Origin of the sequence: Nocardia sp. NPDC050697, assembly GCF_040654395.1 — a bacterium.
Taxonomy (GTDB): Bacteria; Actinomycetota; Actinomycetes; order Mycobacteriales; family Mycobacteriaceae; genus Nocardia.
This window is the reverse complement of sequence record NZ_JBFAHY010000003.1, coordinates 557,405-582,463: the sequence shown is the minus strand read 5'-3', so window position 1 is coordinate 582,463 and position 25,059 is coordinate 557,405. Positions and strand designations below refer to the sequence as shown.

Here is a 25,059-nt window from a genome sequence, read left to right as displayed (position 1 = left end):
GGTCGAGGGAAATGCGGGTGTTCACATGACCATGCCGATGGACGCTACCGTCCACCGCAGCGAGGCCGTCCTCCGCGAACTGTCGCGGGTGGTGGTGGGTAAACGCGACGAATTGCAGCTCATCCTGGTGGCCGTGCTGGCCGGCGGGCACGTGCTGATCGAGGATCTGCCCGGCCTCGGCAAGACGCTCATCGCCAGATCGTTCGCCGCCGCGCTCGGGCTGAACTTCACCCGGGTGCAGTTCACCCCCGACCTGCTCCCCGCCGACCTGCTCGGCTCGACCATCTACGACATGAACACCGGCCGCTTCAACTTCCGCCGCGGCCCGATCTTCACCAATATGCTGCTCGCCGACGAGATCAACCGCACCCCGCCCAAGACCCAGGCCGCGCTGCTCGAGGCCATGGCCGAGGGACAGGTGAGCATCGACGGCGAGACCTTCCCGCTGCCCGACCCGTTCATCGTGCTCGCCACCGACAACCCCATCGAGTACGAGGGCACGTACCCCCTGCCCGAGGCCCAGCTGGACCGGTTCGCCATCCAGCTGCGGCTGGGTTACCTCTCCGAGCACGACGAGACCCAGATGATCCGGCGCCGCCTGGAGCGCGGGTCGGTGCCGCCGCAGGTCGGGCAGGTGGTGGATGCCCAGGGGCTGCTGGAGATGCGGCAGTCGGTGGAGTACGTGACCGTGCACCCCGACGTGGTCAGCTACGTGGTGGCGCTGGCCGCCGCCACCCGCGCGCACCCGCAGGTCGAGGTGGGCGCCAGCCCCCGCGCCGAGCTCGACCTGGTGCAGATGTCGCGGGCGCGGGCGCTGCTGCTCGGCCGCGACTACGTCATCCCCGAGGACGTCAAGGCGCTGGCCGTGCCCGCCATGGCGCACCGGATCACGCTGCGGCCGGAGATGTGGGTGCGGCGGATACGCGGTGAGGATGTGATCTCCGAACTCCTTCGCCGCCTTCCGGTGCCGCGCGCCACGAACTCATGAGGCATCGGGACGTAGGGGCCAGCGTCGAGGCGGAGCTGCGCTGGCGGCCGGCGCCGCTGGTCTTCATGCTGCTCGCGGTCGCGGGGGTGTGTTTGCTGCTCGCGCTGGTGCTGCAGCGGTGGCAGCTGGTGGTTTTCGCGGCGCCGATGATCGGGGTGCTGGTGACCGCGCCGTGGCAGCAGTCGCGGACCCGTATCCAGGTGGACGGGGCCGGGACGCTGCGGTGTTTCGAGACCGAGGAGGTGACGTTCGAGGTCGCCGCCTTCGTCGATGACGGGCACGCGCTGCTTCGAATGACGCCGGAGCCGCTGTCCGGGCTGGCTGTTCATGTGGAGGAGAGCTCGGATTCCGGGCTCGCGCCCGCCGGGTTGAAGCTCGCGCTCTCCGCGCAGCGGTGGGGTCGCTATCCGGCCGCCGTTCGCGTTTCCGCCCTGAGTCCGGCGGGGCTCGCCGTTGCCACCGCTGTCCTGCCCGCCGGGCAGTTGTACGTGTATCCGATCACCGACCCGCAGCGGCTGACATTGCCGCGTATCGATATGCCGGAGCGGCTCGGGGTGCATCTGACCCGGAAGCACGGGCCGGGTGTCGAGTACGCGGATATCCGCGCTTACGCGCCGGGTGATCAATTGCGGCTGGTCAACTGGCCGGTGAGTGCCCGGCGCGGGAAGCTCTACGTCACCGAGCGATTCACGAACCGCTCCGCCGATGTGGTCGTCCTGGTCGACACCTCCCAGCAGGCCCCCGGCCCCGCCACCGATTCCCTGGAGCTGTCCGTGCGCGGCGCCGCCCAGGTGGTGCAGTCCACGCTGCAGGCCGGGGACCGCACCGCCGTCGTCTGCCTCGGCGAGACCCCGCGCTGGTTGCGCCCCGATATCGGGCGCCGCCAGTTCTACCGGATCGTCGACACGGTGTTGGACGTCGGCGACGAGCACATTCCGACGACCGGCACCCTCGCCCCGCACGCCGCGGTGCCGCTCGGCGCGATCATCGTCGCGTTCTCCACGCTGCTCGACACCCAGTTCGCCCTGGCCCTGATCGACCTGCGCAAGCGCGGGCACGTGGTGATCGTGGTCGACGTCCTGCGCGGCACCCCCTTCCGCGCCGGGCTCGATCCCACGCTCGGGAAGATGTGGCAGCTCGAACGCACCGCCATGTACCGGGATATGGGGACGGTCGGCGTCGATATCGTCGGCTGGCCGGAGGATGCCCGGCTCGACCAGGTCATGAAGCTGATCCCCGAGCACCGCCGCATGATTCGAGCCCGCCGATGAAACGCTTCCTCGCCGCGCTCTCCGGCGTTCTGCTCGCCGTCTCCGTCGGGGTGGTCGAGCCCTGGTTCGCCCTGATCGTCCTGGTCCTGGCCGCCATCGGACTGTGGTTCCGCATTGCCGCGGTCTGCGCGGTCCTCGTCGCAGTCGGGCTCATCGCCTTCGCCGATGTCGATCTGGTCGTCTGTGCCGCAGCCGGTTTGGTCGCCACCACCTACCTGCTGAACAGCGCGACCGTCACCGCCCCCGCGGGTGTCGTCCCCACCACCATCCCCTCGGTGGTCGGCGCCCTCTTCTTCTCCGGGTGCGCGGTCGCCGTAGCCAGCGTCCCCATCGACCTCCCCTACGCCCCGCTCGCCGCCCCGGTCCTCATCCTGATCCTCTCTGCGCTGGTGCTGCTCGGAGTAGCGGTGCGCCGCAACGGTTCCCGACCGGTCGAACCCGAGCCGGAAACTGCTGGCGCGCCGACCGCTACCGAGACACAATGAACCCGGGAGGGGAAATGGACAGGGGCACAATCCACCGCTGGAACCCAGCGAAGGGAACGGGCGTCATCCGAATCGGTGAAACGCTCGTGTGGTTCCACTTCTCCGCCTTCGACAACGCCTCGGTGACCGATGTCGCCGAAGGTCTGCCGGTCGACGTCGACGTCGACCACACGTCTCAGGGGGAGTTCTCGTGTCGCGCTACACATATTCGGCTGTCATCGCCTGCATCCTGGCAATCCTGACCGCAGGCCCGGCGTCCGCGAAGCCGGGACAAGCCGACTTCACTCCGTCGAACACGGCGCACCGCTACAACGGCGACCACGGCATCTTCACCGCCGACGCCGTCTACGACCCCGCGAACCCGCGCTTGTTCTGGTCCCTCCGGCTGTCTGATTCCGTGCGCGCGATCGTGCAGGGACCGATGTCCTGCGGTGCCCACGTCGAGGGAAAGCGCGGATACGGCGACCATCACCCGTCCATTCCAGCGGATTACCAATGGTACTCCGTCGTGCCGAACCTGCAACTGGATACGCAGTACCGTCTGGTCGCGAATTGCGCATTCACCGCGACAAACGGCCACACCACGGCCCCCGGCCGAGTGGACTACTCGCTCGTATTCACCCTGCACTCCCGGTAAGCCATGATCGAACCGTGCCCACCCTCTACCTGATCATCTGCGCCGCGGGCGCCGCCGAGCACGCCGAGGACATGGTCCGCTCCGCCCGAGCCGAGGGCTGGTCTGTCCACTGCATAGCCACCCCCGCCGCCGTCGACCACTTCCTCGACCTCCCCGCCCTGGAAGCCGCCACCGGCCACGAGGTGCGCACCGCCCACCGCAACCCCGGTGACCCACCCCTCCCACCCGCCGACGCCGTTATCGTCGCGCCCGCCACCTACAACACCATCAACAAATGGGCCGCCGGAATCGGCGACACCTACGTCCTCATCAAACTCGCCGAATTGACCGGCCTCGGAATCCCGATGGTCGTCGTCCCCTACGTGAATTCCGTCCTCGCCGCGAACCGCGTCTTCCACCGCAGCCTCGCCGAACTCCGGGCATCCGGAATTCGCGTCTTCTACGAACCCCACCCGCCCGGTGGAGGAGGGTTTCCCTGGGAAGTGGCGCTCGCCGCTATCCGGATGCCGGGGTGAGCCGATGCTTCTTCCCCGCCGCCGAAGGGACAGCCTTCACCCGCGGCCTGACCAGCGGAGAGTTCTGAAACCTGGGATCGGTAGGTGCCGCCCCCGGCATCTACTTACCGCATGACATCTCCGCAGAACCACCCGCAGTCCACCGGCTTGGACACGAAGACCAGCGCCATCCTCTCCTACGCCCTCGGCTGGCTCACCGGCATCTTCTTCCTCTTCGTCGGCAAGAACGACCCCGACGTCCGATTCCACGCCGCGCAGTCGATCGTCTTCTTCGGAGCCGTCTCGGTGCTCAATATCGCCCTGAGCATCCTCGGCTCGCTCCTCGGAGCACTTGGCATCGTCTTCAGCCTCGCCGGATTCGCCCTCGCGGTCTTCGCCGCCGTCGTCTGGGTGATGGCCATGATCCAGGCGAACAACACCGGCGGCGCCCGGGCGGAGCTGCCTCTCGTCGGAAAGTTCGTCGCCCCCTACGCCGATCGGCTGGCCACCTCGGCCAACTGACGGCAGGAAGCTCCGCGCGAAGGTCGGTAGCGTCTCACCGGTGGACGCTACCGACCTGATGCGGTTGTACCTGGCCGATCCCGGCCAGCCCTTCCCGCCCGTCGAACTCGCGGACCCCTCCGGGCTGATCGCCTTCGGCGGTGACCTGTCCCCCCGGCGATTGCTGAACGCCTACTCCTCGGGAATCTTCCCCTGGTACGACCCCGGCGAGATAATCCAGTGGTACTGCCCGGACCCGCGCAGCATTCTCGTGCCCACCGACCTGCGGGTCACCAAGTCCTACCGCCGAGCCGTCGAGAAGGCCGACTACGCGGTCACCATGAACCGCGCCTTCGCCGAGGTCATGGCGAATTGCGCCGAACCGAGGGCGCACGAAGACGGAACCTGGATCGGCTCCGACATGCTGGCCGCCTACCTGCGACTACACCACCTCGGCCACGCCCACTCGGTCGAGGTCTGGCGCGAGGGCGACCTGATCGGCGGCCTCTACGGCGTCGCCCGCGGCCGCTCCTTCGCCGGCGAATCCATGTTCTCCCGAGCCCGCGATGCCTCGAAAATCGCGCTCTACTGGCTCTGCGCCCAACTCACCGCCTGGGAATTCCCGCTCATCGACTGCCAGGTCACCTCCGGCCACCTCAGCTCCCTCGGCGCCATCGACATCCCCCGCGCGGACTTCCTGTCCCTCCACACCCGAGCCGCCGCCCGCCCCGGCCCGTCCTGGCGATTCGATATCCCGATTCCGGAAGCGCCCGGCCACCTACCGGCGTGAGCTCGTAGCTCAGCGAAGCGTCCTGTCCTGCGCCGACCACGCATCCCGAACGATCTCCTCGAGTTCGGAACGCCGAGGCGACCAGCCCAGCTCCGCCATCACCCGCGCCGGATCGCAGATCGACACCGCCGGCTCCGCTGCCGCCGGAAGGTGCTCGAGCAGGACCGCCCGCCCGGTCACGCGCTCCACCGCGGCGACGACATCCTTCACACTGCTTCCCACTCCGCTCCCGACGTCGTACGTCACCGCCCGCGAAACCGCGGGCAGGTGGTCGACCGTGGCGGCGAAGGCATCGGCGGCATCCGTGATGTGCAGGTAGTCGCGGACGGCGGAGCCGTCGCCGTGCACCGTGAGCGGCGTCCCGCACCCGGCGGCGGTGAGTGCGCGGGGGAGGAGGCGGGTGGGGTCGGGGTCGGCACCACCGGCGATGTTCAGCATCCGCAGGGTGATGGCGGTGAACGATTCCAGCGCCAGCTCGGCGGCGAGCTTGCTGGCGGCGTAGGGGTGCGGCGGGGCCGGGGACCGGTGGCCGGGGGTGCCGTAGACCGAGCCGGTCGAGGCGAAGACGATGCGGCGGAGCCCGGCCCGTTCCATGGCGTCGAGCAGCGCCAGGGTTCCGGTGGCATTGGTGCGGAAATAACCGAGCGGATCGGTGAGCGATTCGCGCGCCCGCGTGCGACCGGCGAGGTGACACACCGCATCCACGCCCCGAACGGCATCCCGCAGCGAGGGCGGATCGTGCAGGTCGGCGACCCGGACCGAGCCGGATTCCCCGACCCGGCCCGGTGCGCGAACCATCGGAACAGGTTCATGCCCCCGCCGGCGCAGCGCGGCGACGACGGCCCGGCCGAGATAGCCGTTCGCTCCGGTCACGAGTACCCGCACCGAGCCATCATGGCAGCCCGGCGCCGGGTTCGAGCGCTCCCGCGCCTAGGCGATCCGCAACTCCACATCCGCCAGCACCGGCGAATCGTCCCGCTCCACAACGGTCACTCCGAGCGTCACCACATCCCCGGACTTCCACCCGCGAATACGCAATGTCTCCCCGGGGAAAACCACCCCGGCGAACCGCGCCCGGAATCCGGCGACTTTTGAAACATCGCTACCGAGAAGCACATCCGTAGCCGTCTTGCAGGTGATCCCGTACGTGCACAACCCGTGCAGAATCGGCGCGGGAAAACCCGCCCCCTTCGCGAACGCAGGATCCGAATGCAGCGGATTGCGATCCCCGCTCATTCGATACAGCAGCGCCTGCTGCGGCAGAATCGGCACCAGCTCCTCGAAATCCGGAGCGGACGAGGGAATCTCGACCTTGGTCGAGGGGCCGCGCTCCCCGCCGAACCCACCCTCGCCCTTGGCGAAGATGGACGACCGGTCCGTCCACAGCGGCTCCCCGTCGGACCCCGCAATGGTCAGCTCGCGAACGACAACCGCGGCGGAACCCTTGTCCCACACCTCGGTGACCCGGCCGGAGAGCGTCGCCTTCCCGGAGGCCGGAATAGGCCGGTGCACCACGATTTCCTGGTGCGCGTGCACCACCTTCGCCAGGTCGATATCGACGCCCGGGTAGCTCACGCGCGGCGGCTCGGTCTCGTGCACGGTCGGCGCGACGGCCGCGAAGGTGGGCAGCACCTGCGGGGCGGCATCGTCGAGGTAGCGCAGCTCGGCCGGGTCGGTCCAGCGCGTTCCGGCTCCGAGCCCGAGGTGGTAGATCTGTACGTCCGACGGCGTCCAGGAGAACGACCGTCCCGGCAGTTCGGCGCCGAGCGCGCGTTCGAGATCGATGGGCATCAGCGAACCTCCTTGGCCTTCCGCTCGACAATATCCATAACGGCCAGGTACCCGAAGGTCAATGCCGGGCCGATGGTGGCGCCGGGGCCCGCGTACGTGTGCCCCATGACCGGCGCGCTCACATTCCCGGAGGCGTACAGCCCCTCGATCACGCTCTGATCCTCGCGCAGCACCCGGGCCGCGGTATCGGTGACGACGCCGCCCTTCGTCCCGAGGTCGCCGGGCACGAGAACTACCGCGTAGAACGGCCCCTCCTCCAGCGCGCCGAGGCACGGATTCGGCTTCACGGTCGGATCGCCGTAGTACTTGTCGTATGCGCTGTCCCCGCGGTGGAAATCCTCGTCAACGCCGGACCGCGCGAATCCATTGAACCGCTCGACGGTGGCGCCCAGCTTATCGGCGGGCACCCCGATCTTCGCGGCCAGCTCGGCCAGCGTCGGCGCCGAGACGATGTAGTCGTTCTCCAGCCACCGCTTGGGAATCCGCTGCCCCGGCTGCAACCCGGCGAAGATGTACCGATTGCGGTACCGCTGGTCGAACACCAGCCACGCCGGAATATTCTCGCCCGGCCCCTCGCCCGCGCCGTGCTCCCCGCCGTACATGGTGTGCACCGCCTCGACATACGGCGCGGATTCATTGCCGAACCGCTCGCCGCGGTCGTTCACGATGATGCATCCGGGCAGATTCCGCTCGGAAAGGCAGAACCACGGCTTGCCGCCCTTGAAGATGGTCGGCCCCCACCAGGCATCCGCCATGATGTCGGTATCGGCGCCGAGGTCGAGCGCGGCGCGGTGCCCGTCGCCGGTATTGGCGGGGGCGCCGGTGGTCCAGTCGGTGGTGATCGGGGCGCGCTGGTACTTCGCGCGCATCTCCGCATTGTGGTCGAACCCGCCGGTCGCCAGCACCACCCCGCGCTTGGCGGTGAACCGCACCGCCTCGCCGTTCTGCTCGGCATCCACCCCGACCACCCGGCCGTCCTCGACGACGAGCCCGGTCAGCGGCGTCTCCAGCAGCACCGGCACCCCGGCGTCGAGCAGCCCCTTGCGGATCGCCGCCGCCAGCGCCTGGCCCATCCCGAGCAGGTGCTTCCCGGTCAGCCGCGCCCAGGTGGTGCGCGCCCCGACCTTGGCCGCACGCAGCATCCCGCGCGGATGCCTGCGGATCAGGTTCAGCTGCTTGAAGTCGGCCTGCGTCACCACGACGTTCAGCGGAGCCTTGCTGTACGCGGGCTCCAGCTTGAAGCGCTCGGCACCGAGCACCTTGGCATTGAAGGGCTTGGGCTCGCAGGAGCGGCCCGCGGCCGTCCCGCCCGGCGCCTCGGGGTAGTAGTCGGAGTACCCGGGCACCCAGCGCATCTGCAGCGGCGTGTGGTCGAGCACGAAGTCGAAGGCCTCGGCGCCGCGGTCGATGTAGGTGTCGATCCGGTCCTTCGGCACCACCTCGCCGATGATGCTGTGCAGGTAGGTCCTGGCCTCCTCGCGGTCGTCCGGGCGCCCGGACGCCTTCAGCGCCTTGTTCCCCGGAATCCACACCCCGCCCCCGGAGCGCGCGGTCGACCCGCCGTAGTGCGCGGCCTTCTCGATGACCACGACGCTGAGTCCGTGGTGTGCCGCGGTGAGGGCCGCGGTCATCCCGGCGGCGCCGCTGCCGACCACCACCACGTCGTATTCCCGATCGCTCATGTAGAACACGTTATAGAATGGACGCGGCTTTGGTCTATGTCTAGTGGCAGATGACTCGATAAGAGCCGGGTAACTCGTTTCAGTTCGGAGGGTGGATGGAGTGGGATAGCAGTGCCGACGTCGTGGTGATCGGCGCCGGGGCCGCCGGCGCCGCCGCCGCGCTGGAGGCGGCGGCAGCGGGGGCGCAGGTACTCGCGCTGGACCGGTTCGCCGGCGGCGGGGCGGCGGCGCTCTCCGGCGGCATCGTCTACGCGGGCGGCGGCACCAGCATCCAGCGCGCGGCGGGGGTCGAGGACGACCCGGCGTGGATGCTCGCCTACCTGCGGCGCGAGGTGGGCGAGGTGGTCGCGCCCGAGACGCTGCGGCGTTTCGTGGACGAGAGCCCGGCGCTCATCGAGTGGCTGATCGAGCACGGCGTCCCCTTCGACCCCTCGCTCTGCCCGTACAAGACCTCCTACCCGAACGACGACTGGTACCTCTACCACTCCGGCAGCGAGCTCTCCGGCGCCTTCGCCGACATCCCGCCCGCGCAGCGCGGGCACCGGGTGAAGGGGCGCGGGGTCTCCGGGAAGAAGTTCGCCACCGGGCTGCTCGCCTCGATGCGGAAGGCCGGAATCCAGCTGGAGACCTGCACCCGCGCCACCACCCTGCTCACCGACGACACCGGCGCGGTGATCGGCGTCGAGTGCGTGACCATGAACCGCGCGCCCCGCCGCGTGCGCGACCAGTTCGCGCGGATGGCGGCGCTCGCGGCCAAGCCCGGCATCTACTACCCGCCGCTGCGCAAGGCGATGGAACAGCGGATGGCCCGTCTCGAGCAGCGATACGGCGTCACCACCAGGGTGCTCGCCCGGCGCGGCGTGATCGTCAGCGCGGGCGGCTTCATCGCGAACCGGGAGATGGTGCTCGAGCACGGCCCGGAGTTCCGGCACGGCCTCGCGCTCGGCACCACCGGCGACGACGGCAGCGGCATCCGCATGGCGCAGGGCGTGGGTGCCGTCACCGCGCACATGGACAATATCTCCGCCTGGCGCTTCCTCCTGCCGCCCAGCGCGTTCGCGGGAGCATTGCTGGTCGACGCGGCGGGCACCCGCGTGATCGACGAGACCCGCTACGGCGCGGCCGTCGGCGGCAAACTGGTCCGCGAGCACGGCGGCCTCGGCTGGCTGCTCGCCGACGATGTGGTCGCGCGGCGCGCGTTCGGGCAGATCCACCGGGAGGGCGCCTGGTTCCAGCGCGCCCAGTTCGAACCGGTGCGGCGCCGGGCCGTCAAGGCGGGCACCCTCGAGGAGGCGGCCCGCAGGGCGGGCATCGACCCGGCCGGCCTGCGCGCCACCGTCGAGGCGCACAACGCCGCCATCGCGGACGGCACCCCCGACCCTGTCGGCAAGCCCGCCGATTTCCGCGAACCCTGCCACACCGGCCCGTTCTGGCTGTTCGATGTGGGTATCAAACCGAGCCTGACCAACCCCTGCCCCATGCTCACCCTCGGCGGTGTCGTGGTGAACGAGGAGACCGGAGCCGTCCGCGACCGCGACGGCGCCGACATCCCCGGCCTCTACGCCGCGGGCCGCACCGCCGTCGGGATCTGCTCGCGCTCCTACGTGAGCGGCCTCTCGCTCGCCGACTGCGTGTTCTCCGGACGCCGCGCCGGGCGGGCGGTGGCGGGGGCGGCCGTCGTGGAAGGAATCCGATAGGTGCTCTCCGAAGCGGTACGCATCGAACTGGCCGCCGAACTCGCGGCCGCCGAGCGCGACAAGGTCGCGATCGACCCGCTGGTCGCCAGGCACCCCGGGATCGACGTGGTGGACGCCTACGAGATCCAGCTGCTGAATATCCGGCACCGGCTGGCCAACGGCGCGCGAGTGGTCGGGCACAAGGTCGGGCTCTCGTCGAAGGCCATGCAGCAGATGATGGGCGTCGACGAGCCGGACTACGGGCACCTGCTCGCCGAGATGGAGGTCTACGAGGACCGGCCGGTGCCCGCCGCGAACTACCTCTTCCCGCGGGTCGAGGTCGAGGTGGGCTTCGTGCTCGGCGCCGACCTGCCCGGCGAGGAGTGCACCGAGGCCGACGTCCTCGCCGCGACCACCGCCCTCGCTCCCGCGATCGAGCTGATCGACTCGCGGATCAAGGACTGGAGAATCGGGCTCTGCGACACCATCTCGGACAATGCGTCGTCCGCCGGGTTCGTGCTCGGGCCGGAGCGGGTGGCGCCCGGTTCCGTCGACATCAAGGGGATCGACGCCGTGCTCACCCGCAATGGCGAGGTGGTGGCGGAGGGGCGCAGTGACGCGGTGCTCGGGGATCCGGTGATCGCGGTGGCGTGGCTGGCGCGCAAGGTGGCGGGGTTCGGGGTGCGGTTGAAGGCGGGGGATATCGTGCTGCCCGGGTCCTGCACGCGGGCGATCGATGCGCGGCCGGGGGATGACTTCCTGGCGGAGTTCGCCGGGCTCGGTTCGGTTCGCCTGCGGTTCGGATAGGAGCTGCCCGGGCCTGGCGCTGCGCGGATCGGCAGCAGCGACTCCGGGGCGAGGTGGGATCGTCGGCCCCGAGGGCATGGTCCGTGGTTACGAGAGCCGATCGCCGGCCGCGGCCCGTCCAGCGACGGCGACGACTACTGCGGCACCGCCACCCGCACCTTCGCCTTCCGCCTTCGACCGCGAGTTGCTGGTGCTGACCATCGGTGCCGATGGTGAGGTCGCGGGGGAGTTGTCGCCCGCGCGGGCGGAGCAGATCTTCGCGACGGTCCGGCGGCTCAGCTGACCGTTCCCGGTGGAGCGATCCACTGCGTGGGCTGCCCCGTGACCTTGGCAACGGCCTCGAAGTCCCGGTCGTAGTGCAGCAGGGTGATGTCGTTCGCCTCGGCCGTCACTGCGATGAGCAGGTCGGCTACGCCCGCGCTGCGATGCTGCCCCTCCTCGGTCAGCCGCTGCTGTACCTCGTGGGCCCGGGTCCACGCACTCTCCGGGGTGACGGCCCAGCCGAACAGCTCCTCGAACATGGCCTTCTTGTGCAGTCGATCGGCGAGCGACCTGGTGCTGAACAGCAGTTCCAGTTCGACCGTGTCGCACAGCGCGACCACGCCGGCGGTGACCGTTTCGTGCCAGGTTCGTCGTACAGCCGGATCGGCGAGCAGGCGGACCGCGGCGGAGGTATCGATCAGATAGCTGATCAACGCCGGTACTCGCGCTTGTCGAGCAGCGCGTCGAAGTCGCCCTGTTCGGCCATCTCGGCGAGGCCGTTGAGTGCCTGCACCCGCTTCAAGCGTCGGGCGACCTCGATGAGAGCCGCATTCACTGTGTCCTTCTTGGTCGAGGTTCCGAGCAGCCGCTGTGCCTCCGCGAGTGCAGCGTCATCGACCTCGATCAGTAGCTTCGACATATCCGCCAGTATATACGCGCGACGGTAACTGTATATAGATTTGATGGGCGGCGCCGGGACCACTGTTGTGGCGCACGCCTCACGGGCTACCTGTCAGCTTTTCTGGACCTACCCGGTCTAACCGGTGACGAGGAGTGAAGGAGAGGGCTATGAGGATCGCGGTGGCAGGCGGAACCGGGACGGTGGGGAAGCCGGTGGTGGAGGTGCTGCGCGAACGCGGGCACGAGGCGGTGGTGCTGGCCCGCTCGACCGGGGTCGACTTGCGCACCGGCGCCGGGCTGGACCTGACCGGGGTGGATGCGGTGATCGACGTGACCTCGCTGGTCACCCGCTCGGCGAAGGAGGCGACCGAGTTCTTCGAGCAGGTGACGGCGAACCTGCACCGCGCCGAGCAGGCGGCGGGCGTGCGGCACCATGTGCTGCTCGGCATCGTCGGGAGCGATGCGGTGCCGTACGGCTACTACACCGGGAAGATGGCGCAGGAACGCGCCGTCGAGCAGGGCCCGGTGCCGTGGACGCTGCTGCGCGCCACCCAGTTCCACGAGTTCGCGGGGCAGCCGCAGGGCGGGGTGCGGGTCGGCCCGCTGACGCTGGTGCCCGCCATGCGGGTGAGCCCGGTCGCCGCCCGCGAGGTGGCCGAGCGGCTGGTCGACCTGGCGGCCGGGGCGCCCGCGGGCCGGATGCTGGCGCTGGACGACATGATCCGCCGGTACGCCGCGGCCACCGGGCGTGGTGATCGGGTGCTGCGGTTCCCGCTGCCGGGCCGGGCGGGGCGCGCGTTCCGGCAGGGCGCACTGGTCGCCGGGGTCGATGCCGATCACGGCACGCAGACGTTCGGGCAGTGGCTCGCCGAGTTGAGGGCCTAATTCTAAGAGAAGTACACTTCTCATAACTGTACTTCTCTTGGGAGACCCTGTGGAAAAACCAGCCGACGTCTTCGACCGTGACCGCGAGTGGACCGCGCTGAGCCGTTTCGTTGCGGACGAGAGTGCCGGAGCCTCGCTCGGCGTCGTATCGGGACGGCGCAGGCAGGGCAAGAGCTTCCTGCTGGAGGCGGTCTGCGAGAGCGCGGGCGGATTCTATTTCTCTGCCCAGGAGGCTACCGACACCGAGTCGCTGGCATCCATCGGGCAGGCGCTGACCAGGCACCTGCAACCGGTTGTGCCGTTCGCGCCCGCCGATTGGGGGCAGGTCATCGATGTGCTGCTCCGAATGGGGGCGGAGCGACCCGTCCCGGTGGTGATCGACGAGTTTCCCTACCTGGTGCGGGTGAATCCGGCACTGCCCTCCATTCTCCAGGGCGCGTACGCCCCGCGGCGTAGCGAGCGGACCACCTCCCGCACCCGGTTGCTGCTGTGCGGCTCCGCGCTGTCGTTCATGGGAAAACTGCTGTCCGGCAATGCCCCGCTGCGCGGCCGCGCCTCGCTCGAACTGCCTATTCGAACCCTCGGGTATCGGGAAGCCGCGCGATTCTGGGGTATCGACGACCCGCGGCTCGCTCTGCGCGTGCACGCGGTGGTCGGCGGTACACCCGCCTATCGCACCGAGATGATCCGGTACGACGCTCCGCGCGGGCTCGATGATTTCGACGACTGGGTCGTCCGCGCGGTCCTCTCCCCGGGCAGCCCGATGTTCCTCGAAGCCCGCTACCTGCTCGCCGAGGAGCCCGACCTCCGTGACGGTGCCATCTACAACTCGGTGCTCAACGCGATCGCCAATGGGAACAGCGGGCGCGGCGGTATTGCCGGCTACGTCGGCCGCAAGACGAACGAGCTCGCACACCCATTGACCGTGCTCGAGGATTCTGGCCTGATCACCCGCGAAATCGACGCCTTCCGTGGCAACCGCACCGACTTCCGAATTGCCGAACCCCTGCTCACCTTCTACCACGCCATCATGCGGCCCTACTGGCCGCAGCTCAGCGCAGCGACCGCCACCGAGCGGATCTGGGAGCGGTCCGCCCACCGCTGGGCCAGCAATGTCGTCGGACCGCACTTCGAGCAGGTGTGCCGGGAGTGGACGGCGCAGTACGGGCACGAGAAGCGGCTGGCGGATCTGCCCGTCCGGGTGTGCGCGGGTACCGTCAACGATCCCGCTGATCGCACGACGCACGAGGTCGACGTGGTCGCGGTGGGCTATGCCGACGGGAGCAGGCCGCCGCTGCTCGCGCTGGGTGAGGCGAAATGGAACGACATCATGGGCCTCGGCCACCTGGATCGGCTCCGGCGCATCCGGGAACTCGTCGGTAGGCAGGGGCGCTACGACACCGGCGCGACCCGCCTGCTCTGCTTCTCCGGCGCTGGATTCACCGACGAATTGCGGCAGGAGCAGAGCCGTGGTGAAGTCGAGTTGATCGGCCTCGACGAGTTGTACGGCAGAGAGTGACCTGCGGGAGGTCAGGCCTTCAGCTCGGCGAGCACCCTCCGCACCTGATTCGCCCGCCCGGCGGCGGTCCGAGCCTTGGTCACCCGCAGCGACAACCCGTACCGCGCACTCCGCCCCAGCCCCTCGAACCGCACCCGGGCAGCCGGATCCCCGTCCAAGGCGGCAACCAGCTCCGGGTGCGGCTCCGCATCCCGCTGCGGCGCGTAGGCCGCCGCCCACCGCCCGTCCGCCCGCGCCGCCTCGATCGCCGCGAACCCCGCGGCTCGCATCCGCCCGGCCGCGATCAACGCCTCCGCCTTGGCCACATTCACCGCCGACCACGGACTCCGCGCCCGCCGCGGCGAGTACCGCTGCAGGTAGTGCTCGGCATCGACACCCCGCCGATGGCTATCGATCCACCCGACGCACAATGCCCCATCGAGCGCCTCGGTGATCGTCACGCTCGCCCGACCGGCACCCTTCTTCGCGATCCGAACCCACACCTCGGCGGCCCGCTCGTGATTCGCCGCCAGCCAGCGCTCCCACTCGGCGGCATCGGCACAGTCGATGATCTCCATACACCCCATACTCCGGGGATAAGCGCTCACCGTCTGAGCACTTTCTAGGATGGCGAGAGTGAAGTTCTCGGTGAGTTACCCGACGCCGATGCACGGCGCCGACCCGGACACCCTCGTCACCTTCGCCCGCCACGTCGAGACCTGCGGATTCGAGGGCCTCTACGTCCCGGACCACGTCGCGCTCTACCCGGGCGCCCGCATCGGCGCCAACGAGGTCCCGACCACCCTCCCCTTCCCGGACCCCCTCGACTGCCTCACCTTCGTCGCCGCCCACACCGACCGTCTGCTCCTCGGCACCGGCGTCCTGCTCCTCCCGTACCGCCACCCGATTCTGCTGGCCAAGCGCCTCGCCACCTTGGACCGGCTGTCGAAGGGCAGGCTGCGGCTGCTCACGGTGGGCGTCGGCGGGCTGCCGGGCGAGGCGAAGGCGCTCGGCATCGACTACGCCACCCGCGGCCGCCGCGCCGACGAAGCGCTCGACGTGCTGCGCCTGCTCTGGTCCGGGGGCCCCGATGGTGTCGAGTTCCACGGCGAGTTCTTCGATTTCACCGAGGTGTGCGTCTATCCCAAGCCGTCCACAGCCGACTTCCCCATCCACATCGGCGGCTCCAGCCCCGCCGCCGCCCGCCGCGCGGGCCGCCGCGGCGCCGGCTACTTCGCCGGCGGCATGCTCACCCCGGATGAACGCGCCCACCAGCTCACCCTCGCCCGCGCCGAAGCCGCCACCGCGGGGCGCAACCCGGACGAACTCGAGTACACCCGCTGGGGCTCCACCGGACTGACCCTCGATGACATAGCCGCCCTAACAGCGGAAGGCGTCGACCGCGTAGTGGTCAACGCCTCCCTGAGCCCGCTGAATCAGCAACTCGACGAACTATCCGCCTTCGCCGAGCTGATCTAGAGCCAGGTATCCAACGTCGTGGTGGTGAGAAAGTGCTCGAGATCCGCCCGCCAGGGCGCGGGCACCGTCTTGTCCGGCTCGATAGCGCTGTACTGCCCCCGATAGAACAGCAACGGCCGCCCCGACTCGCCCACCTCGGCGAGCGAGAGCACCCGCCCGACCACGATCCAGTGATCCCCCCCGTCGACCACCCGATCCACCGAGCACTCGATGGTGGCGAGCGCGTCGTCGAGCACGGGCAGCTCCAGGGCGGAGCTGTGCCAGGCGGCCCCCGCGAACTTGTCCTGTTCGCGCGAGCCGAAGCGGGCACAGAGCTCGCGCTGCTCCTCGGCGAGCACGTTCACCGCGAACCGCCCGCGCTCCTCGATCGCCGCCCACGAGCGGGAAGACTTGCCCGGGCAGAAAAGCACCAAAGGCGGGTCGAGGGAGAGCGCGGCGAAGGACTGGCAGGCGAAGCCGACGGGGGCGGCGTCGGCACCGAAGGTGGTGATCACGGTGATCCCGGTGCAGAACTGCCCGAGGACGTTCCGGAACGCCCTGCCGTCGATCTCCGGGTACTCGCTCATTGCTCGCGGAACCCCACGGTGAAGTCGTGCCCCCACAGGCTGACGGCGGTCGACTCCCGCGCGATCCAGTCGGTGTCCTCGACTTCCAGCCCCTCGCAACCGAATTCGATGTCGAAGCCGCCCGGGGTCTTCATGTAGAAGGAGAGCATCTTGTCGTTGACGTGCCGCCCGAGCGTGGCCGACATCTTGACCTTCTTGCGCAGCGCGCGGTCCAGCGCGAGCCCGACGTCGTCGGCGTTCTCCACCTCGAGCATGAGGTGCACGATGCCGCTCGGCGTCGGCTGCGGCAGGAAGGCCAGCGAGTGGTGCCGCGGGTTGCAGCCGAGGAAGCGCAGCCACGCGGGCTCGCCATCCGCGGGGCGGCCGACCATCTGCGGGGGCAGCCGCATGGAGTCGCGCAGCCGGAAGCCGAGGACGTCGCGGTAGAACTCCAGCGCCGCCTTGTCGTCGGAGGTGCTGAGCACCACGTGCCCGAGCCCCTGCTCCTCGGTGACGAAGCGGTGCCCGTACGGGCTGACCACCCGGCGGTGCTCGAGCGCGACCCCGTGGAACGCCTCCAGCACGCTGCCGCTCGGATCCTCGAACCGGATCAGTTCGTAGACCTTGCGGTCGGCCAGCTCGGCGGCGGTGCCCTCCTTGTAAGGGACGCCCGCGGCGTCCAGCCGGGCGCGGATGTCCTGCAGCTCTTCGGCGTTCGCGGTCTCCCAGCCGGAGACCTGCAGCCGGTCCTGCTCGCCGGGCACGATCACCAGCCGAGCGGGGAACTCGTCCATGCGCAGGTAGAGCGAGTTCGGGTCGGAGCCCTTGCCCTCCACCATGCCGAGCACCTTGAGCCCGTACTCGCGCCAGGCGGCCACGTCGGTGGCCTCGATGCGCAGGTAGCCGAGGGAGCGGATGCCCATCACTTCTCCTTAACGCCGGCCAGGAAGTCGATCGCCAGCCGGTTGAACTCGTGGAACTTCTCCAGCTGCGCCCAGTGCCCGCAACCGCCGAAGACGTGCAGCTGCACCCGCGGAATGGACTTCAGCGCGACCAGCGCGCCGTCCAGCGGGTTCACCCGATCCTCGCGGCCCCAGATGAGCAGCACCGGCTGGCGCAGCGTGTAGGCGTCGCGCCAGAGCATGCCCTTCTCGAAGTCGGCGCCCGCGAAGGACTTGCCCATGGCGCGGGTGGCGGCCAGCGACTCCGGCTCGCTCGCCGAGGCGAACCGCTCCTGGACCAGCTCGGGGGTGATGAGCTTCTGGTCGAAGACCATGATCCGGAGGAACGCCTCCAGGTTCTCCCTGGTCGGCTCGTAGTTGAACTTGCCGAGCAGCTTGACGCCCTCGGTGGGGTCGGCGGCGAAGAGGTTGGTGCCCAGCCCGCCGGGGCCCATGAGGATGAGCTTGCCCGCGCGCTCCGGGTAGTCCAACGCGAACCGCACCGAGGTGCCGCCGCCGAGCGAATTGCCGAGCAGGTGCACGCGGCCGGTGATGCCGAGGTGGTCGAGCAGGTCCTTCAGCGCGGACGAGCTGTGCACGAAGTACTGCGGGTGCTCGGTCGGCTTGTCCGACTTGCCGAAGCCGGGCTGGTCCACGGCGAGCACGTGGAACTCGCGCGCCAGCACCGGGATGTTGCGCGCGAAGTTGGACCACGAGGAGGCGCCGGGGCCGCCGCCGTGCAGCAGCACGATCGTCGGCCCGTTGCCGACGCCCGCCTCGTGGTAGTGCAGTTTCAGGTCCGGCCGCACCTGCGCGTACCGGGAGGTGGACTCGTAGGTGAGTTCCGTCGTCGAGGTCACGTGTTTCCCCCTAGACCATGGCGTCGTTGATCGGCAGCCCGAACTCGTGCGTGCCGAACATCTGGTACGCGCGCTCCGGATCGTTCGCCGCGTGCACCCGGCCGGCGTGCGCGTCGCGCCAGAAGCGCTGCAGCGGCGTGCCGTTGGCGAGCGCGGTCGCCCCGGCGCTCTCGAAGAGCCGGTCGATCGAGGCGATGGCGCGGCCGGTGGCGCGCACCTGGTCGCGGCGGGCCCGGACGCGCAGGTCGAACGGGATCTCCCCGCCGGCCTTCAGGATCGCGTACTCGTCGGCGACATTGCCGGAGAGCTGGCGCCAGGCGGCGTCGATATCGCTGGCCGCCTCGGCGATCCGCACCTTGGCGAAGGGATCCTCCTTGGCCTTCTCGCCCGCGTAGGCGGCGCGCACCCGCTTGCCCTGGTGCTCGACGTGCGCGTCGTAGGCGCCGTAGGCCATGCCGACGATCGGCGTCGAGATGGTGGTGGGGTGCACGGTGCCCCACGGCATCCGGTACACGGGGTCGGTGTTCTGCTCCAGGCCGGGCGCGGTCAGCTCGCTCATCGCCTTGAAGCTGAGGAAGCGGTGCCTCGGCACGAAGACGTCCTCCACCACGACGGTGTTGGAGCCGGTGCCGCGCAGCCCGACCACGTTCCAGACGTCGTCGATGCGGTAGTCGTCGCGCGGGATCAGGAAGGAGCCGAAGTCCACCGGCTTGCCGTCCTTGATCACCGGGCCGCCGAGCACCGCCCAGCTCGCGTGGTCGGAGCCGGACGACCAGGCCCAGCTGCCCTTCACGATGTAGCCGCCGTCGGTGACGGTGCCGATGCCCATCGGGGCGTACGAGGAGGAGATCCTGACCTCGGTGTCCTCGCCCCAGACGTCCTCCTGGGCGCGCTGGTCGAAGAGCGCCAGGTGCCAGTTGTGCACACCGATGATGCCCGACACCCAGCCGGTGGAGCCGCACGCGCTGGCGATCTTGCGCACAGTGTCGTAGAAGACGACCGGGTCGGCCGCGTGGCCACCCCACTGCTTCGGCTGTAGCAGCCGGAAGAAGCCGGTCTCCTGCAGCGCCTTCACGGACTCGTCCGGAATGCGGCGCAGATCCTCGGCCTCCTGCGCGCGCTCGCGCAGCGTCGGCAACAGTGCTTCGACCCGTTCGGTCACTTCCTGCGTCATGTCCGGACCTGCTCCTGCCTGGTCGATCGGTAACCGGTACTCATCACCCCTGAGACTAGAACAGGTTCTTATTTATGTCGAGAACAGAACGCAGGTGCTGGTCGCCGCTGGGCGAATGCAGGAGACCTGGGCCGACGCTGGCGCTGCGGCCCACAGTTTTGTAACGTGTTCTAGTAGTGAAGGAGGAGGATTCGCGAATGGCAGACACCTCAACCCGCGGCGGTAAGGTGCGGGAGCTCGACGTCGGCACGGTTCCGACCCGCTACGCACGGGGCTGGCACTGCCTCGGGCTGGCGAAGACCTTCCGCGACGGCAAGCCGCACGCGGTCCAGGTCTTCGGTACCAAGCTCGTGATCTGGGCGGACGGCAGCGGCGAGCTCCGCGTGCTGGACGCCTACTGCAGGCACATGGGCGGCGACCTGAGCATGGGCGAGGTCAAGGGCGACGACATCGCCTGCCCGTTCCACGATTGGCGCTGGTCCGGGACGACCGGCAAGTGCACCGAGATCCCGTACGCGCGGCGGGTGCCGCCGCTGGCGCGGACCAGGAAGTGGCTCACCCTCGAGCGCAACGGCCAGCTCTTCGTCTGGCACGACCACGAGGGCAGCACGCCGCCGGACGAGGTCACGATCCCGCACATCGTCGGCCCCTACACCGACGCCGACGGCAACGCCACCGAGCAGCTGGACAGCGGCTGGACCGACTGGACCTGGAACTCGATGCTGATCGAGGGCGCCAACTGCCGCGAGATCATCGACAACGTCGTGGACATGGCGCACTTCTACTACATCCACTACGCCTTCCCGACCTACTTCAAGAACGTCTTCGAGGGGCATATCGCCACCCAGTTCCTGGAGACCAAGGGCAGGCCGGACATCGGGATGGCGTCCAAGTACGGCGGCGACACCCTGCTCAAGTCCGAGGCGTCGTACTTCGGCCCCTCGTACATGATCAATCCGCTGGTCAATATCTACAGCGGGTACGAGGTCAAGAGCGTCCTGATCAACTGCCACTACCCGGTGTCGCAGGATTCCTTCATGCTGCAGTGGGGGATCACCCTGCAGAAGCCGGACGGGGTCGAGGGCGCGACCGCCGACAAGCTGGCGGCCAAGATGACCGAGGGCATCAGCGTCGGCTTCCTGCAGGACGTGGAGATCTGGAAGCACAAGTCCAAGGTGGAGAACCCGCTGCTCTGCGAGGAGGACGGGCCGGTCTACCAGCTGCGCCGCTGGTACGACCAGTTCTACGTGGATCTCGCCGAGGTCACCGAGAAGATGACCCAGCGCTACGAGTTCGAGGTGGATACCGCCAAGGCGAACGAGTACTGGGAGGCCGAGGTGGCGGAGAACCTGCGCCGCCAGCAGGAGGCCGGGCCGCAGGAGGCGAGCGTCTGATGGCCGCCACCTGGGCCAAGGCTCCCGATTTCGCGGACCGGCCGGAGCGGCGGGCCGAGGTGCGGGCCCAGACGGTGGCGGACAAGCAGCGCTATCTCGAGGACGGGATGACACCGCTGCGGTGTCAGTCCTGTGGCACCGAGGTCCGGGTGCGCAAGGCGAGTGAGCGGCAGACCTCGATCGAGTGGACCGAGCCGCCGCAGCAGCGGTGCCCGGTGTTCGCCAAGCTGAGCGAAGGCGGGTACGGGCCCGGTCGGCCGGAGGGGTGCGAGAGCCTCGCCAAGACGATCCGGTGGGCGGTCGAGGAGGGCGTGCTCGAGGTGCAGTAGCTCAGTCGAGCCGGAAATCCTCGAAGTCGAAGCCGGGGGAGACCACGCAGGCGACCAGCACGTGCTGGTCGCCTGCGGGCTTCGCGGCCTGGCTCACCCCGCCGGGCACCACGATCTGCAGCTGCTGCCCGGCCGCGTGGTCGGGGCCGAGCAGCACCTCGGTGCCGCCGATATTCAGGATCAGCGCGCCACCGCCCTGCCAGAACCACAGCTCGTCCGAGCGCACGGTGTGCGGCGCCGAGCGCTCACCCGGCATGAGCAGGAACAGGATCGCGGTCGCGGCGGCGCGGTCGCCGCCGTAGCCGTCGGGGGTGAAACGCACGGAGCTGCGGTAGGTCTCGCGGAACCAGCCGCCCTCGGGGTGCGGGTCCAGATCGAGCGTCTCGGCCAGGGGCGGGCGCATGGATTCCTCTCAGGAGAACGGGCTCTGCGGGCGATCCTGCCGCACGCCGTCGATGACGATGTCGACTTTCTCGTTGTAGAAGCAGAGCAGCCCCGCGATCTTCTGGCTCTCCGGCAGCGGGGTCCGGTAGCCCCAGACGATGTCGCGGTGCTCGGTGCCGTCCACCGTGACGGTCCAGTAGTCGGCGGTGCCCTTGTACGGGCAGCTGGAGTGGGTGGCGCTCGGGGTGAGCAGCTCCAGCCGGACGTCGGCGAACGGCAGGTAGTACCGGGGCGGCAGCGAGGTCTCGAAAAGGATGCGCGGGGAGCGGGATTCGGCGAGCACGGTGCCGTTCAGCTCGATCCGCACGTGCTTGGAGCTGGCCAGCACGTCGACCCGCTTGTACGGGTCGCGCGGGTGCACGTAGACCGGCTCGTCCTCCTCCAGCCACTCGTCCATCGCGGACCACTCCAGCCGCACGTGGTCGGGGACCGCGCTCCAGCGCAGCGCGGCGCCGGGTGCGCGCACGCCGTCGAGCAGGACGTCGTACCTGGTCCCGGTGCCGAGCAGCTCGTGCGTCTCGGTGTCACCGGTGCGGACCAGCTCGGCCTTCACGTCGGCGAGCGGCAGGTAGTAGGCGGGGTAGTACGGGATCTCCCAGACCAGCAGCGGGGTGGCGGTGTCCGCGACCGGGCGACCGGCCAGGTAGGCGCGCACGCGTTTGGGGCTCGGCTCGGAGCGGAGGCTCATGGGCCCGACGGTACTCCCGGGTCAGGGCGGGAGCAGCCGGTCCAGCAGCCGGTCGAGCAGGAGCTCGGCGTGCTCCGGGGTGGCGAAGCCGCCCAGCATGCCCTGGGCGAGCCCGCCGACCGCGGCGACCAGGAGCTCGGCGTCCAGCGTGATCGTCTCCATCCGGGCATCGGTCCCCCTGCGCAGCCGCGCCAGCTGCTGGGCGGCGGCGTTCACCATGTACCTCGCCGGGCCGTTGCCGATGGTGTTCTCCACCTCGGCGCGGCCGAGCCGGGCGGCCTGGAAGGCGCCGAGGATGAGCACCTCGTCGCGGCGGGTGTCGTCCAGCGGGAGCAGCTCGGCGAAGGTGGTGCGCAGGATCTCCCGCGGGGCCGCCTCGGCGCCGAGCGCGGTGAGCCCGGCGGCGAGCCTGGCCCCGGCGTCGGCCAGCACCGCCTGGTGGGTGGCGATCAGGAACTCGCGCTTGGTGCCGAAGTAGTACTGCACCAGCCGCACCGAGATGCCCGCCTCGGCCGCGACGGACTGGAAGGTGGCCGCGCTCAGCCCGTCTCGCGCGATCACCCGCCGGGTGGCGTCGGTGATCTGCTTCCGCCGCTGTTCGTGGTCCGCGAGCCGAGGCATTCGTCCACCTTTTCCGGAAGGCATACGGTTCGGCGGGGCAGCCGATATGATACGACGGTACCACCATGTATGAGGAGCGGTGATGGCGATCAGAGCGGGACACTTCGGCAGCGCGAAGGCGCGGGAGAAGTTCGTCGCCGCCTACCGGGCCGCCGAAGCACTGTATCCGATCCCGTGGCGGGATCTCGAGGTGTCCACCTCCTACGGCCCCACCTACGTCCGCAGCTCCGGAAACGGCACCGGCACACCGCTGGTGCTGATCCACGGCTTCCAGGGCAACAGCCTCATGTGGAGCCCGGTGATCGAGCGGCTGGCGCGCCGCCGCACCGTCTATGTGCCGGACATCATCGGCACGCCGGGCCGCAGCGTGCAGACCGAGCCGATCGTGCGCGGCGCCGAGATGGCGCGCTGGCTCGGCGAGGTGCTCACCGGGCTGGAGCTGTCGCGCGCGCACCTCGTCGCCTTCGCGCACGGCGGCAGGCTGGCGGGCATGCTCGCCGGGCAGAGCGATATCCCGGCCAGCCTCACGCTGATCGAGCCCGGCTCGGTCCTGGTCCCGGTGCGCACCGTGCTGCTCGCCCGCATGGTGCTTGCCGGAATCCGGCCGACCTTCGGCCGCACCCGCCGGCTCCTCGCCCACCTGCAGCCCGGTACCCCGATCACCCGCGAGGACGCCGAGCTCGCCACCGCCGCCACCCCCTTCCGCATGTCGCTGCCGTACGCCCGGGTCCTCGCCGACGCCGACCTCGCCGCCATCGCCACCCCCACCCTCGTGCTCTGCGGCGGCGGCACCGTCCTCTACGACCCCGCCGCCGCCGTCGCCCGCGCCCGCGCGGTCATCCCGAATGTGGAGACGGAGGTCTTCCCCGAGGTGTCGCACGGGCTGCTCGCCGAGGTCCCGCGCTCCGCCGCCACCCGCCTCCTGCAGTTCACCGCCCTGCACGACCTGCGGGTGCCGCGTGCGACGGCGTGACCGCGCTCAGTCGCCGACGGTGATGGCCTGTGCCTCGTCCACGCTGTGCGGCGCCGGCTCGTGCTCGTCGATGTGGGCGAGCGCGGTGCGGCCCGCGTAGAGGACCCCGACGGCGGCGGCGGTGAGGGCGGCGCCGAGCCAGAAGGGGAGCGCGGTGCTGTGCTCGCCGAGCTTGCCCGCGAGGTAGGGGGCGGCGGCGCCGCCGGCGAAGCGGACGAAGCTGTAGGCGGCCGAGGCCGTCGAGCGCTCGACCGGGGCGGAGATCATGACGGCCTCGGTGATCAGGGTGTTGTTCACGCCGAGGAAGAGCCCGGCGAGCACGGTGCCCGCGATGAGCACGGGCTTGGAGTCGGCGTAGAGCGCCATGACGGCGAGGTCGGCGGCGAAGAGGCCGATGGCGGCGCACATCATGGGCATGGTGCCGTAGCGGCGCTGCAACCGGGGGGCGAGGAAGACCGAGGAGACGGCGAGCAGGATGCCCCAGCCGCAGAAGATGAAGCCGATGGCGTAGGTCCCCATGTCCAGGGGGAACGGGGTGTAGGCGAGCAGCGTGAAGAAGCCGAAGTTGTAGAGCAGCGCGGTCAGGCTCACCACCAGCAGGCCGCGGTGGCGCAGCGCGCGGAAAGGTGCGGTGATGGAGGTGCGGTGCGCGGGTTTCGGGCTCTCCGGCAGCAGCACCAGGATGGCGACGAAGGCGATCGCCATGAGCACCGAGACGCCGAAGAACGGCCCGCGCCAGCTGATGCCGCCGAGCACCCCGCCGACCAGCGGCCCGGTCGCGATGCCGATGCCGAGCGCGGCCTCGTACAGGATGATGGCCCGCGCGACCCCGCCGCTGGCCGCCCCGACGATGGTGGCGAGCGCGGTGGCGATGAAGAGCGCGTTACCCAGCCCCCAGCCCGCCCGGAAGCCGACGATCTGCGCCACCGTGGTCGACATTCCGGCCAGTGCCGCGAACACCACGATCACCGCGAGCCCGGCGAGCAGCGTCCGCTTGGCGCCGAACCGGCTGGAGACCACGCCGGTGACCAGCATGGCGACCCCGGTGACCAGCATGTAGCTGGTGAACAGCAGCGAGACCTGGGACGGCGAGGCGTGCAGTTGCTCGCCGATCGGCTTGAGAATCGGATCCACCAGGCCGATGCCCATGAAGGCGATCACGCTGGCGAAGGCGACGGCGTAGACCGCCCGGGGTTGCTTCGTGCGTTCGAGAGTTGTGCTCAT

29 protein-coding genes are annotated in these 25,059 nt (G+C 69.8%); 15 read left to right on the top strand and 14 right to left on the bottom strand.

From position 1 onward, the window contains the following. Positions 1-25: 25 nt before the first annotated feature. The 7 genes from AB0H71_RS14550 to aat all read left to right on the top strand — a co-directional run bounded on the left by AB0H71_RS14550 (position 26) and on the right by aat (position 5,166). A complete protein-coding gene (locus tag AB0H71_RS14550; protein WP_357019835.1) occupies positions 26-988 on the top strand; it encodes a MoxR family ATPase in 963 nt (320 codons plus the stop codon). Beyond that, on the top strand, positions 985-2,259 hold the full coding sequence (locus AB0H71_RS14545; protein ID WP_357019833.1) for a DUF58 domain-containing protein: 1,275 nt from the start codon (positions 985-987) through the stop codon (positions 2,257-2,259). Before AB0H71_RS14550 ends, AB0H71_RS14545 begins: the two co-directional genes overlap by 4 nt. Then, a complete protein-coding gene (locus AB0H71_RS14540; RefSeq protein WP_357019830.1) occupies positions 2,256-2,744 on the top strand; it encodes a hypothetical protein in 489 nt (162 codons plus the stop codon). The genes AB0H71_RS14545 and AB0H71_RS14540 overlap by 4 nt, the downstream gene beginning before the upstream one ends. Positions 2,745-2,934: 190 nt before the next feature. Continuing rightward, on the top strand, positions 2,935-3,381 hold the full coding sequence (locus AB0H71_RS14535) for a hypothetical protein (RefSeq protein WP_357019827.1): 447 nt from the start codon (positions 2,935-2,937) through the stop codon (positions 3,379-3,381). Between the two features lie 14 nt (positions 3,382-3,395). Beyond that, the gene (locus AB0H71_RS14530) at positions 3,396-3,896 is read left to right on the top strand and encodes a flavoprotein (RefSeq protein ID WP_357019825.1); all 501 of its coding nucleotides are present in this window, start codon (positions 3,396-3,398) and stop codon (positions 3,894-3,896) included. Between the two features lie 111 nt (positions 3,897-4,007). Then, positions 4,008-4,397, top strand: a complete 390-nt coding sequence (locus tag AB0H71_RS14525) for a DUF4870 domain-containing protein (protein WP_357019823.1) — start codon at positions 4,008-4,010, stop codon at positions 4,395-4,397. Between the two features lie 40 nt (positions 4,398-4,437). After that, positions 4,438-5,166, top strand: coding sequence for a leucyl/phenylalanyl-tRNA--protein transferase (gene aat / locus AB0H71_RS14520; RefSeq protein ID WP_357019820.1), 729 nt, complete (start codon positions 4,438-4,440; stop codon positions 5,164-5,166). 9 nt (positions 5,167-5,175) lie between these two features. Here the strand turns inward: aat and AB0H71_RS14515 are convergent, their stop codons facing one another. Genes AB0H71_RS14515 through kstD form a run of 3 tightly spaced genes read right to left on the bottom strand, consistent with a single transcriptional unit; the run spans position 5,176 to position 8,639 of the window. Then, complete coding sequence (locus AB0H71_RS14515) at positions 5,176-6,039, bottom strand: NAD-dependent epimerase/dehydratase family protein (protein ID WP_357020384.1); 864 nt, start codon at positions 6,037-6,039, stop codon at positions 5,176-5,178. Between the two features lie 57 nt (positions 6,040-6,096). Next, positions 6,097-6,957 (bottom strand): MaoC/PaaZ C-terminal domain-containing protein, encoded by an 861-nt coding sequence (locus AB0H71_RS14510; RefSeq protein WP_357019817.1) that lies wholly within the window; start codon positions 6,955-6,957, stop codon positions 6,097-6,099. Next, entirely contained in the window at positions 6,957-8,639 is a 1,683-nt protein-coding gene (gene kstD, locus AB0H71_RS14505; protein ID WP_357019814.1) for a 3-oxosteroid 1-dehydrogenase, read from the bottom strand. Before kstD ends, AB0H71_RS14510 begins: the two co-directional genes overlap by 1 nt. Before the next feature lie 95 nt (positions 8,640-8,734). On the opposite strand from kstD, the gene AB0H71_RS14500 reads away from it, so the two are divergent. Both AB0H71_RS14500 and AB0H71_RS14495 read left to right on the top strand, forming a co-directional pair. Beyond that, complete coding sequence (locus AB0H71_RS14500) at positions 8,735-10,336, top strand: FAD-binding protein (RefSeq protein WP_357019812.1); 1,602 nt, start codon at positions 8,735-8,737, stop codon at positions 10,334-10,336. Further along, on the top strand, positions 10,337-11,122 hold the full coding sequence (locus tag AB0H71_RS14495; protein WP_357019809.1) for a 2-keto-4-pentenoate hydratase: 786 nt from the start codon (positions 10,337-10,339) through the stop codon (positions 11,120-11,122). A gap of 275 nt (positions 11,123-11,397) precedes the next feature. Here AB0H71_RS14495 and AB0H71_RS14490 read toward each other — a convergent pair whose 3' ends face one another. Further along, positions 11,398-11,817, bottom strand: coding sequence for a PIN domain nuclease (locus AB0H71_RS14490; protein WP_357019806.1), 420 nt, complete (start codon positions 11,815-11,817; stop codon positions 11,398-11,400). After that, positions 11,814-12,023 (bottom strand): type II toxin-antitoxin system VapB family antitoxin, encoded by a 210-nt coding sequence (locus AB0H71_RS14485; protein WP_357019804.1) that lies wholly within the window; start codon positions 12,021-12,023, stop codon positions 11,814-11,816. Before AB0H71_RS14485 ends, AB0H71_RS14490 begins: the two co-directional genes overlap by 4 nt. 149 nt (positions 12,024-12,172) lie before the next feature. Here AB0H71_RS14485 and AB0H71_RS14480 point away from each other — a divergent pair, with 149 nt between their 5' ends. Continuing rightward, positions 12,173-12,889 carry an NAD(P)H-binding protein gene (locus tag AB0H71_RS14480; protein ID WP_357019801.1) on the top strand — a complete coding sequence of 239 codons (717 nt, stop codon included), beginning with the start codon at positions 12,173-12,175 and terminating at the stop codon, positions 12,887-12,889. Positions 12,890-12,938: 49 nt separating this feature from the next. Then, the gene (locus AB0H71_RS14475) at positions 12,939-14,408 is read left to right on the top strand and encodes an ATP-binding protein (RefSeq protein ID WP_357019799.1); all 1,470 of its coding nucleotides are present in this window, start codon (positions 12,939-12,941) and stop codon (positions 14,406-14,408) included. 11 nt (positions 14,409-14,419) lie between these two features. On the opposite strand, the gene AB0H71_RS14470 is transcribed toward AB0H71_RS14475, so the two are convergent. Next, on the bottom strand, positions 14,420-14,965 hold the full coding sequence (locus tag AB0H71_RS14470; protein ID WP_357019796.1) for a YdeI/OmpD-associated family protein: 546 nt from the start codon (positions 14,963-14,965) through the stop codon (positions 14,420-14,422). Between the two features lie 58 nt (positions 14,966-15,023). Here AB0H71_RS14470 and AB0H71_RS14465 point away from each other — a divergent pair, with 58 nt between their 5' ends. Beyond that, positions 15,024-15,866 carry a TIGR03619 family F420-dependent LLM class oxidoreductase gene (locus AB0H71_RS14465; RefSeq protein WP_357019793.1) on the top strand — a complete coding sequence of 281 codons (843 nt, stop codon included), beginning with the start codon at positions 15,024-15,026 and terminating at the stop codon, positions 15,864-15,866. Here the strand turns inward: AB0H71_RS14465 and hsaB are convergent. Genes hsaB through hsaA form a run of 4 tightly spaced genes read right to left on the bottom strand, consistent with a single transcriptional unit; the run spans position 15,863 to position 19,386 of the window. Further along, positions 15,863-16,432 carry a 3-hydroxy-9,10-secoandrosta-1,3,5(10)-triene-9,17-dione monooxygenase reductase subunit gene (gene hsaB, locus AB0H71_RS14460; protein ID WP_357019791.1) on the bottom strand — a complete coding sequence of 190 codons (570 nt, stop codon included), beginning with the start codon at positions 16,430-16,432 and terminating at the stop codon, positions 15,863-15,865. The two genes, AB0H71_RS14465 and hsaB, sit on opposite strands and share 4 nt — an antisense overlap. After that, a complete protein-coding gene (gene hsaC / locus AB0H71_RS14455) occupies positions 16,429-17,334 on the bottom strand; it encodes an iron-dependent extradiol dioxygenase HsaC (protein WP_357019788.1) in 906 nt (301 codons plus the stop codon). Before hsaC ends, hsaB begins: the two co-directional genes overlap by 4 nt. Continuing rightward, entirely contained in the window at positions 17,334-18,212 is an 879-nt protein-coding gene (gene hsaD / locus AB0H71_RS14450; protein ID WP_357019785.1) for a 4,5:9,10-diseco-3-hydroxy-5,9,17-trioxoandrosta-1(10),2-diene-4-oate hydrolase, read from the bottom strand. The genes hsaC and hsaD overlap by 1 nt, the downstream gene beginning before the upstream one ends. Before the next feature lie 10 nt (positions 18,213-18,222). Then, positions 18,223-19,386 (bottom strand): 3-hydroxy-9,10-secoandrosta-1,3,5(10)-triene-9,17-dione monooxygenase oxygenase subunit, encoded by a 1,164-nt coding sequence (gene hsaA, locus AB0H71_RS14445; RefSeq protein WP_357019783.1) that lies wholly within the window; start codon positions 19,384-19,386, stop codon positions 18,223-18,225. A gap of 197 nt (positions 19,387-19,583) precedes the next feature. Between hsaA and AB0H71_RS14440 the strand changes: the two genes are divergently transcribed. Next, positions 19,584-20,780, top strand: coding sequence for a Rieske 2Fe-2S domain-containing protein (locus tag AB0H71_RS14440; protein ID WP_357019780.1), 1,197 nt, complete (start codon positions 19,584-19,586; stop codon positions 20,778-20,780). Next, entirely contained in the window at positions 20,780-21,109 is a 330-nt protein-coding gene (locus AB0H71_RS14435; protein ID WP_357019778.1) for a hypothetical protein, read from the top strand. Before AB0H71_RS14440 ends, AB0H71_RS14435 begins: the two co-directional genes overlap by 1 nt. 1 nt (position 21,110) lies before the next feature. On the opposite strand, the gene AB0H71_RS14430 is transcribed toward AB0H71_RS14435, so the two are convergent. The 3 genes from AB0H71_RS14430 to AB0H71_RS14420 are packed head-to-tail and all read right to left on the bottom strand — an operon-like array spanning position 21,111 to position 22,862. After that, positions 21,111-21,512, bottom strand: a complete 402-nt coding sequence (locus AB0H71_RS14430; protein WP_357019776.1) for a cupin domain-containing protein — start codon at positions 21,510-21,512, stop codon at positions 21,111-21,113. Positions 21,513-21,521: 9 nt separating this feature from the next. Further along, positions 21,522-22,241: a DUF427 domain-containing protein gene (locus AB0H71_RS14425; RefSeq protein ID WP_357019773.1), complete on the bottom strand. Its 720-nt coding sequence runs from the start codon at positions 22,239-22,241 to the stop codon at positions 21,522-21,524. A gap of 21 nt (positions 22,242-22,262) precedes the next feature. Beyond that, positions 22,263-22,862 (bottom strand): TetR/AcrR family transcriptional regulator, encoded by a 600-nt coding sequence (locus AB0H71_RS14420; protein ID WP_357019772.1) that lies wholly within the window; start codon positions 22,860-22,862, stop codon positions 22,263-22,265. Between the two features lie 82 nt (positions 22,863-22,944). Between AB0H71_RS14420 and AB0H71_RS14415 the strand changes: the two genes are divergently transcribed. Beyond that, positions 22,945-23,835: an alpha/beta fold hydrolase gene (locus AB0H71_RS14415; protein WP_357019770.1), complete on the top strand. Its 891-nt coding sequence runs from the start codon at positions 22,945-22,947 to the stop codon at positions 23,833-23,835. A 6-nt stretch (positions 23,836-23,841) separates the two neighbouring features. Here AB0H71_RS14415 and AB0H71_RS14410 read toward each other — a convergent pair whose 3' ends face one another. Beyond that, entirely contained in the window at positions 23,842-25,059 is a 1,218-nt protein-coding gene (locus AB0H71_RS14410) for an MFS transporter (protein WP_357019767.1), read from the bottom strand.

Coding starts and splice junctions, on each gene's coding strand:
- AB0H71_RS14550 (WP_357019835.1), top strand. CDS start 26: ATGACCATGCCGATGGACGCTACCGTCCACCGCAGCGAGGCCGTCCTC.
- AB0H71_RS14545 (WP_357019833.1), top strand. CDS start 985: ATGAGGCATCGGGACGTAGGGGCCAGCGTCGAGGCGGAGCTGCGCTGG.
- AB0H71_RS14540 (WP_357019830.1), top strand. CDS start 2,256: ATGAAACGCTTCCTCGCCGCGCTCTCCGGCGTTCTGCTCGCCGTCTCC.
- AB0H71_RS14525 (WP_357019823.1), top strand. CDS start 4,008: ATGACATCTCCGCAGAACCACCCGCAGTCCACCGGCTTGGACACGAAG.
- AB0H71_RS14510 (WP_357019817.1), bottom strand. CDS start 6,957: ATGCCCATCGATCTCGAACGCGCGCTCGGCGCCGAACTGCCGGGACGG.
- kstD (WP_357019814.1), bottom strand. CDS start 8,639: ATGAGCGATCGGGAATACGACGTGGTGGTGGTCGGCAGCGGCGCCGCC.
- AB0H71_RS14500 (WP_357019812.1), top strand. CDS start 8,735: ATGGAGTGGGATAGCAGTGCCGACGTCGTGGTGATCGGCGCCGGGGCC.
- AB0H71_RS14485 (WP_357019804.1), bottom strand. CDS start 12,023: ATGTCGAAGCTACTGATCGAGGTCGATGACGCTGCACTCGCGGAGGCA.
- AB0H71_RS14480 (WP_357019801.1), top strand. CDS start 12,173: ATGAGGATCGCGGTGGCAGGCGGAACCGGGACGGTGGGGAAGCCGGTG.
- AB0H71_RS14470 (WP_357019796.1), bottom strand. CDS start 14,965: ATGGAGATCATCGACTGTGCCGATGCCGCCGAGTGGGAGCGCTGGCTG.
- hsaB (WP_357019791.1), bottom strand. CDS start 16,432: ATGAGCGAGTACCCGGAGATCGACGGCAGGGCGTTCCGGAACGTCCTC.
- hsaC (WP_357019788.1), bottom strand. CDS start 17,334: ATGGGCATCCGCTCCCTCGGCTACCTGCGCATCGAGGCCACCGACGTG.
- hsaA (WP_357019783.1), bottom strand. CDS start 19,386: ATGACGCAGGAAGTGACCGAACGGGTCGAAGCACTGTTGCCGACGCTG.
- AB0H71_RS14440 (WP_357019780.1), top strand. CDS start 19,584: ATGGCAGACACCTCAACCCGCGGCGGTAAGGTGCGGGAGCTCGACGTC.
- AB0H71_RS14435 (WP_357019778.1), top strand. CDS start 20,780: ATGGCCGCCACCTGGGCCAAGGCTCCCGATTTCGCGGACCGGCCGGAG.
- AB0H71_RS14430 (WP_357019776.1), bottom strand. CDS start 21,512: ATGCGCCCGCCCCTGGCCGAGACGCTCGATCTGGACCCGCACCCCGAG.
- AB0H71_RS14425 (WP_357019773.1), bottom strand. CDS start 22,241: ATGAGCCTCCGCTCCGAGCCGAGCCCCAAACGCGTGCGCGCCTACCTG.
- AB0H71_RS14420 (WP_357019772.1), bottom strand. CDS start 22,862: ATGCCTCGGCTCGCGGACCACGAACAGCGGCGGAAGCAGATCACCGAC.
- AB0H71_RS14415 (WP_357019770.1), top strand. CDS start 22,945: ATGGCGATCAGAGCGGGACACTTCGGCAGCGCGAAGGCGCGGGAGAAG.
- AB0H71_RS14410 (WP_357019767.1), bottom strand. CDS start 25,059: ATGAGCACAACTCTCGAACGCACGAAGCAACCCCGGGCGGTCTACGCC.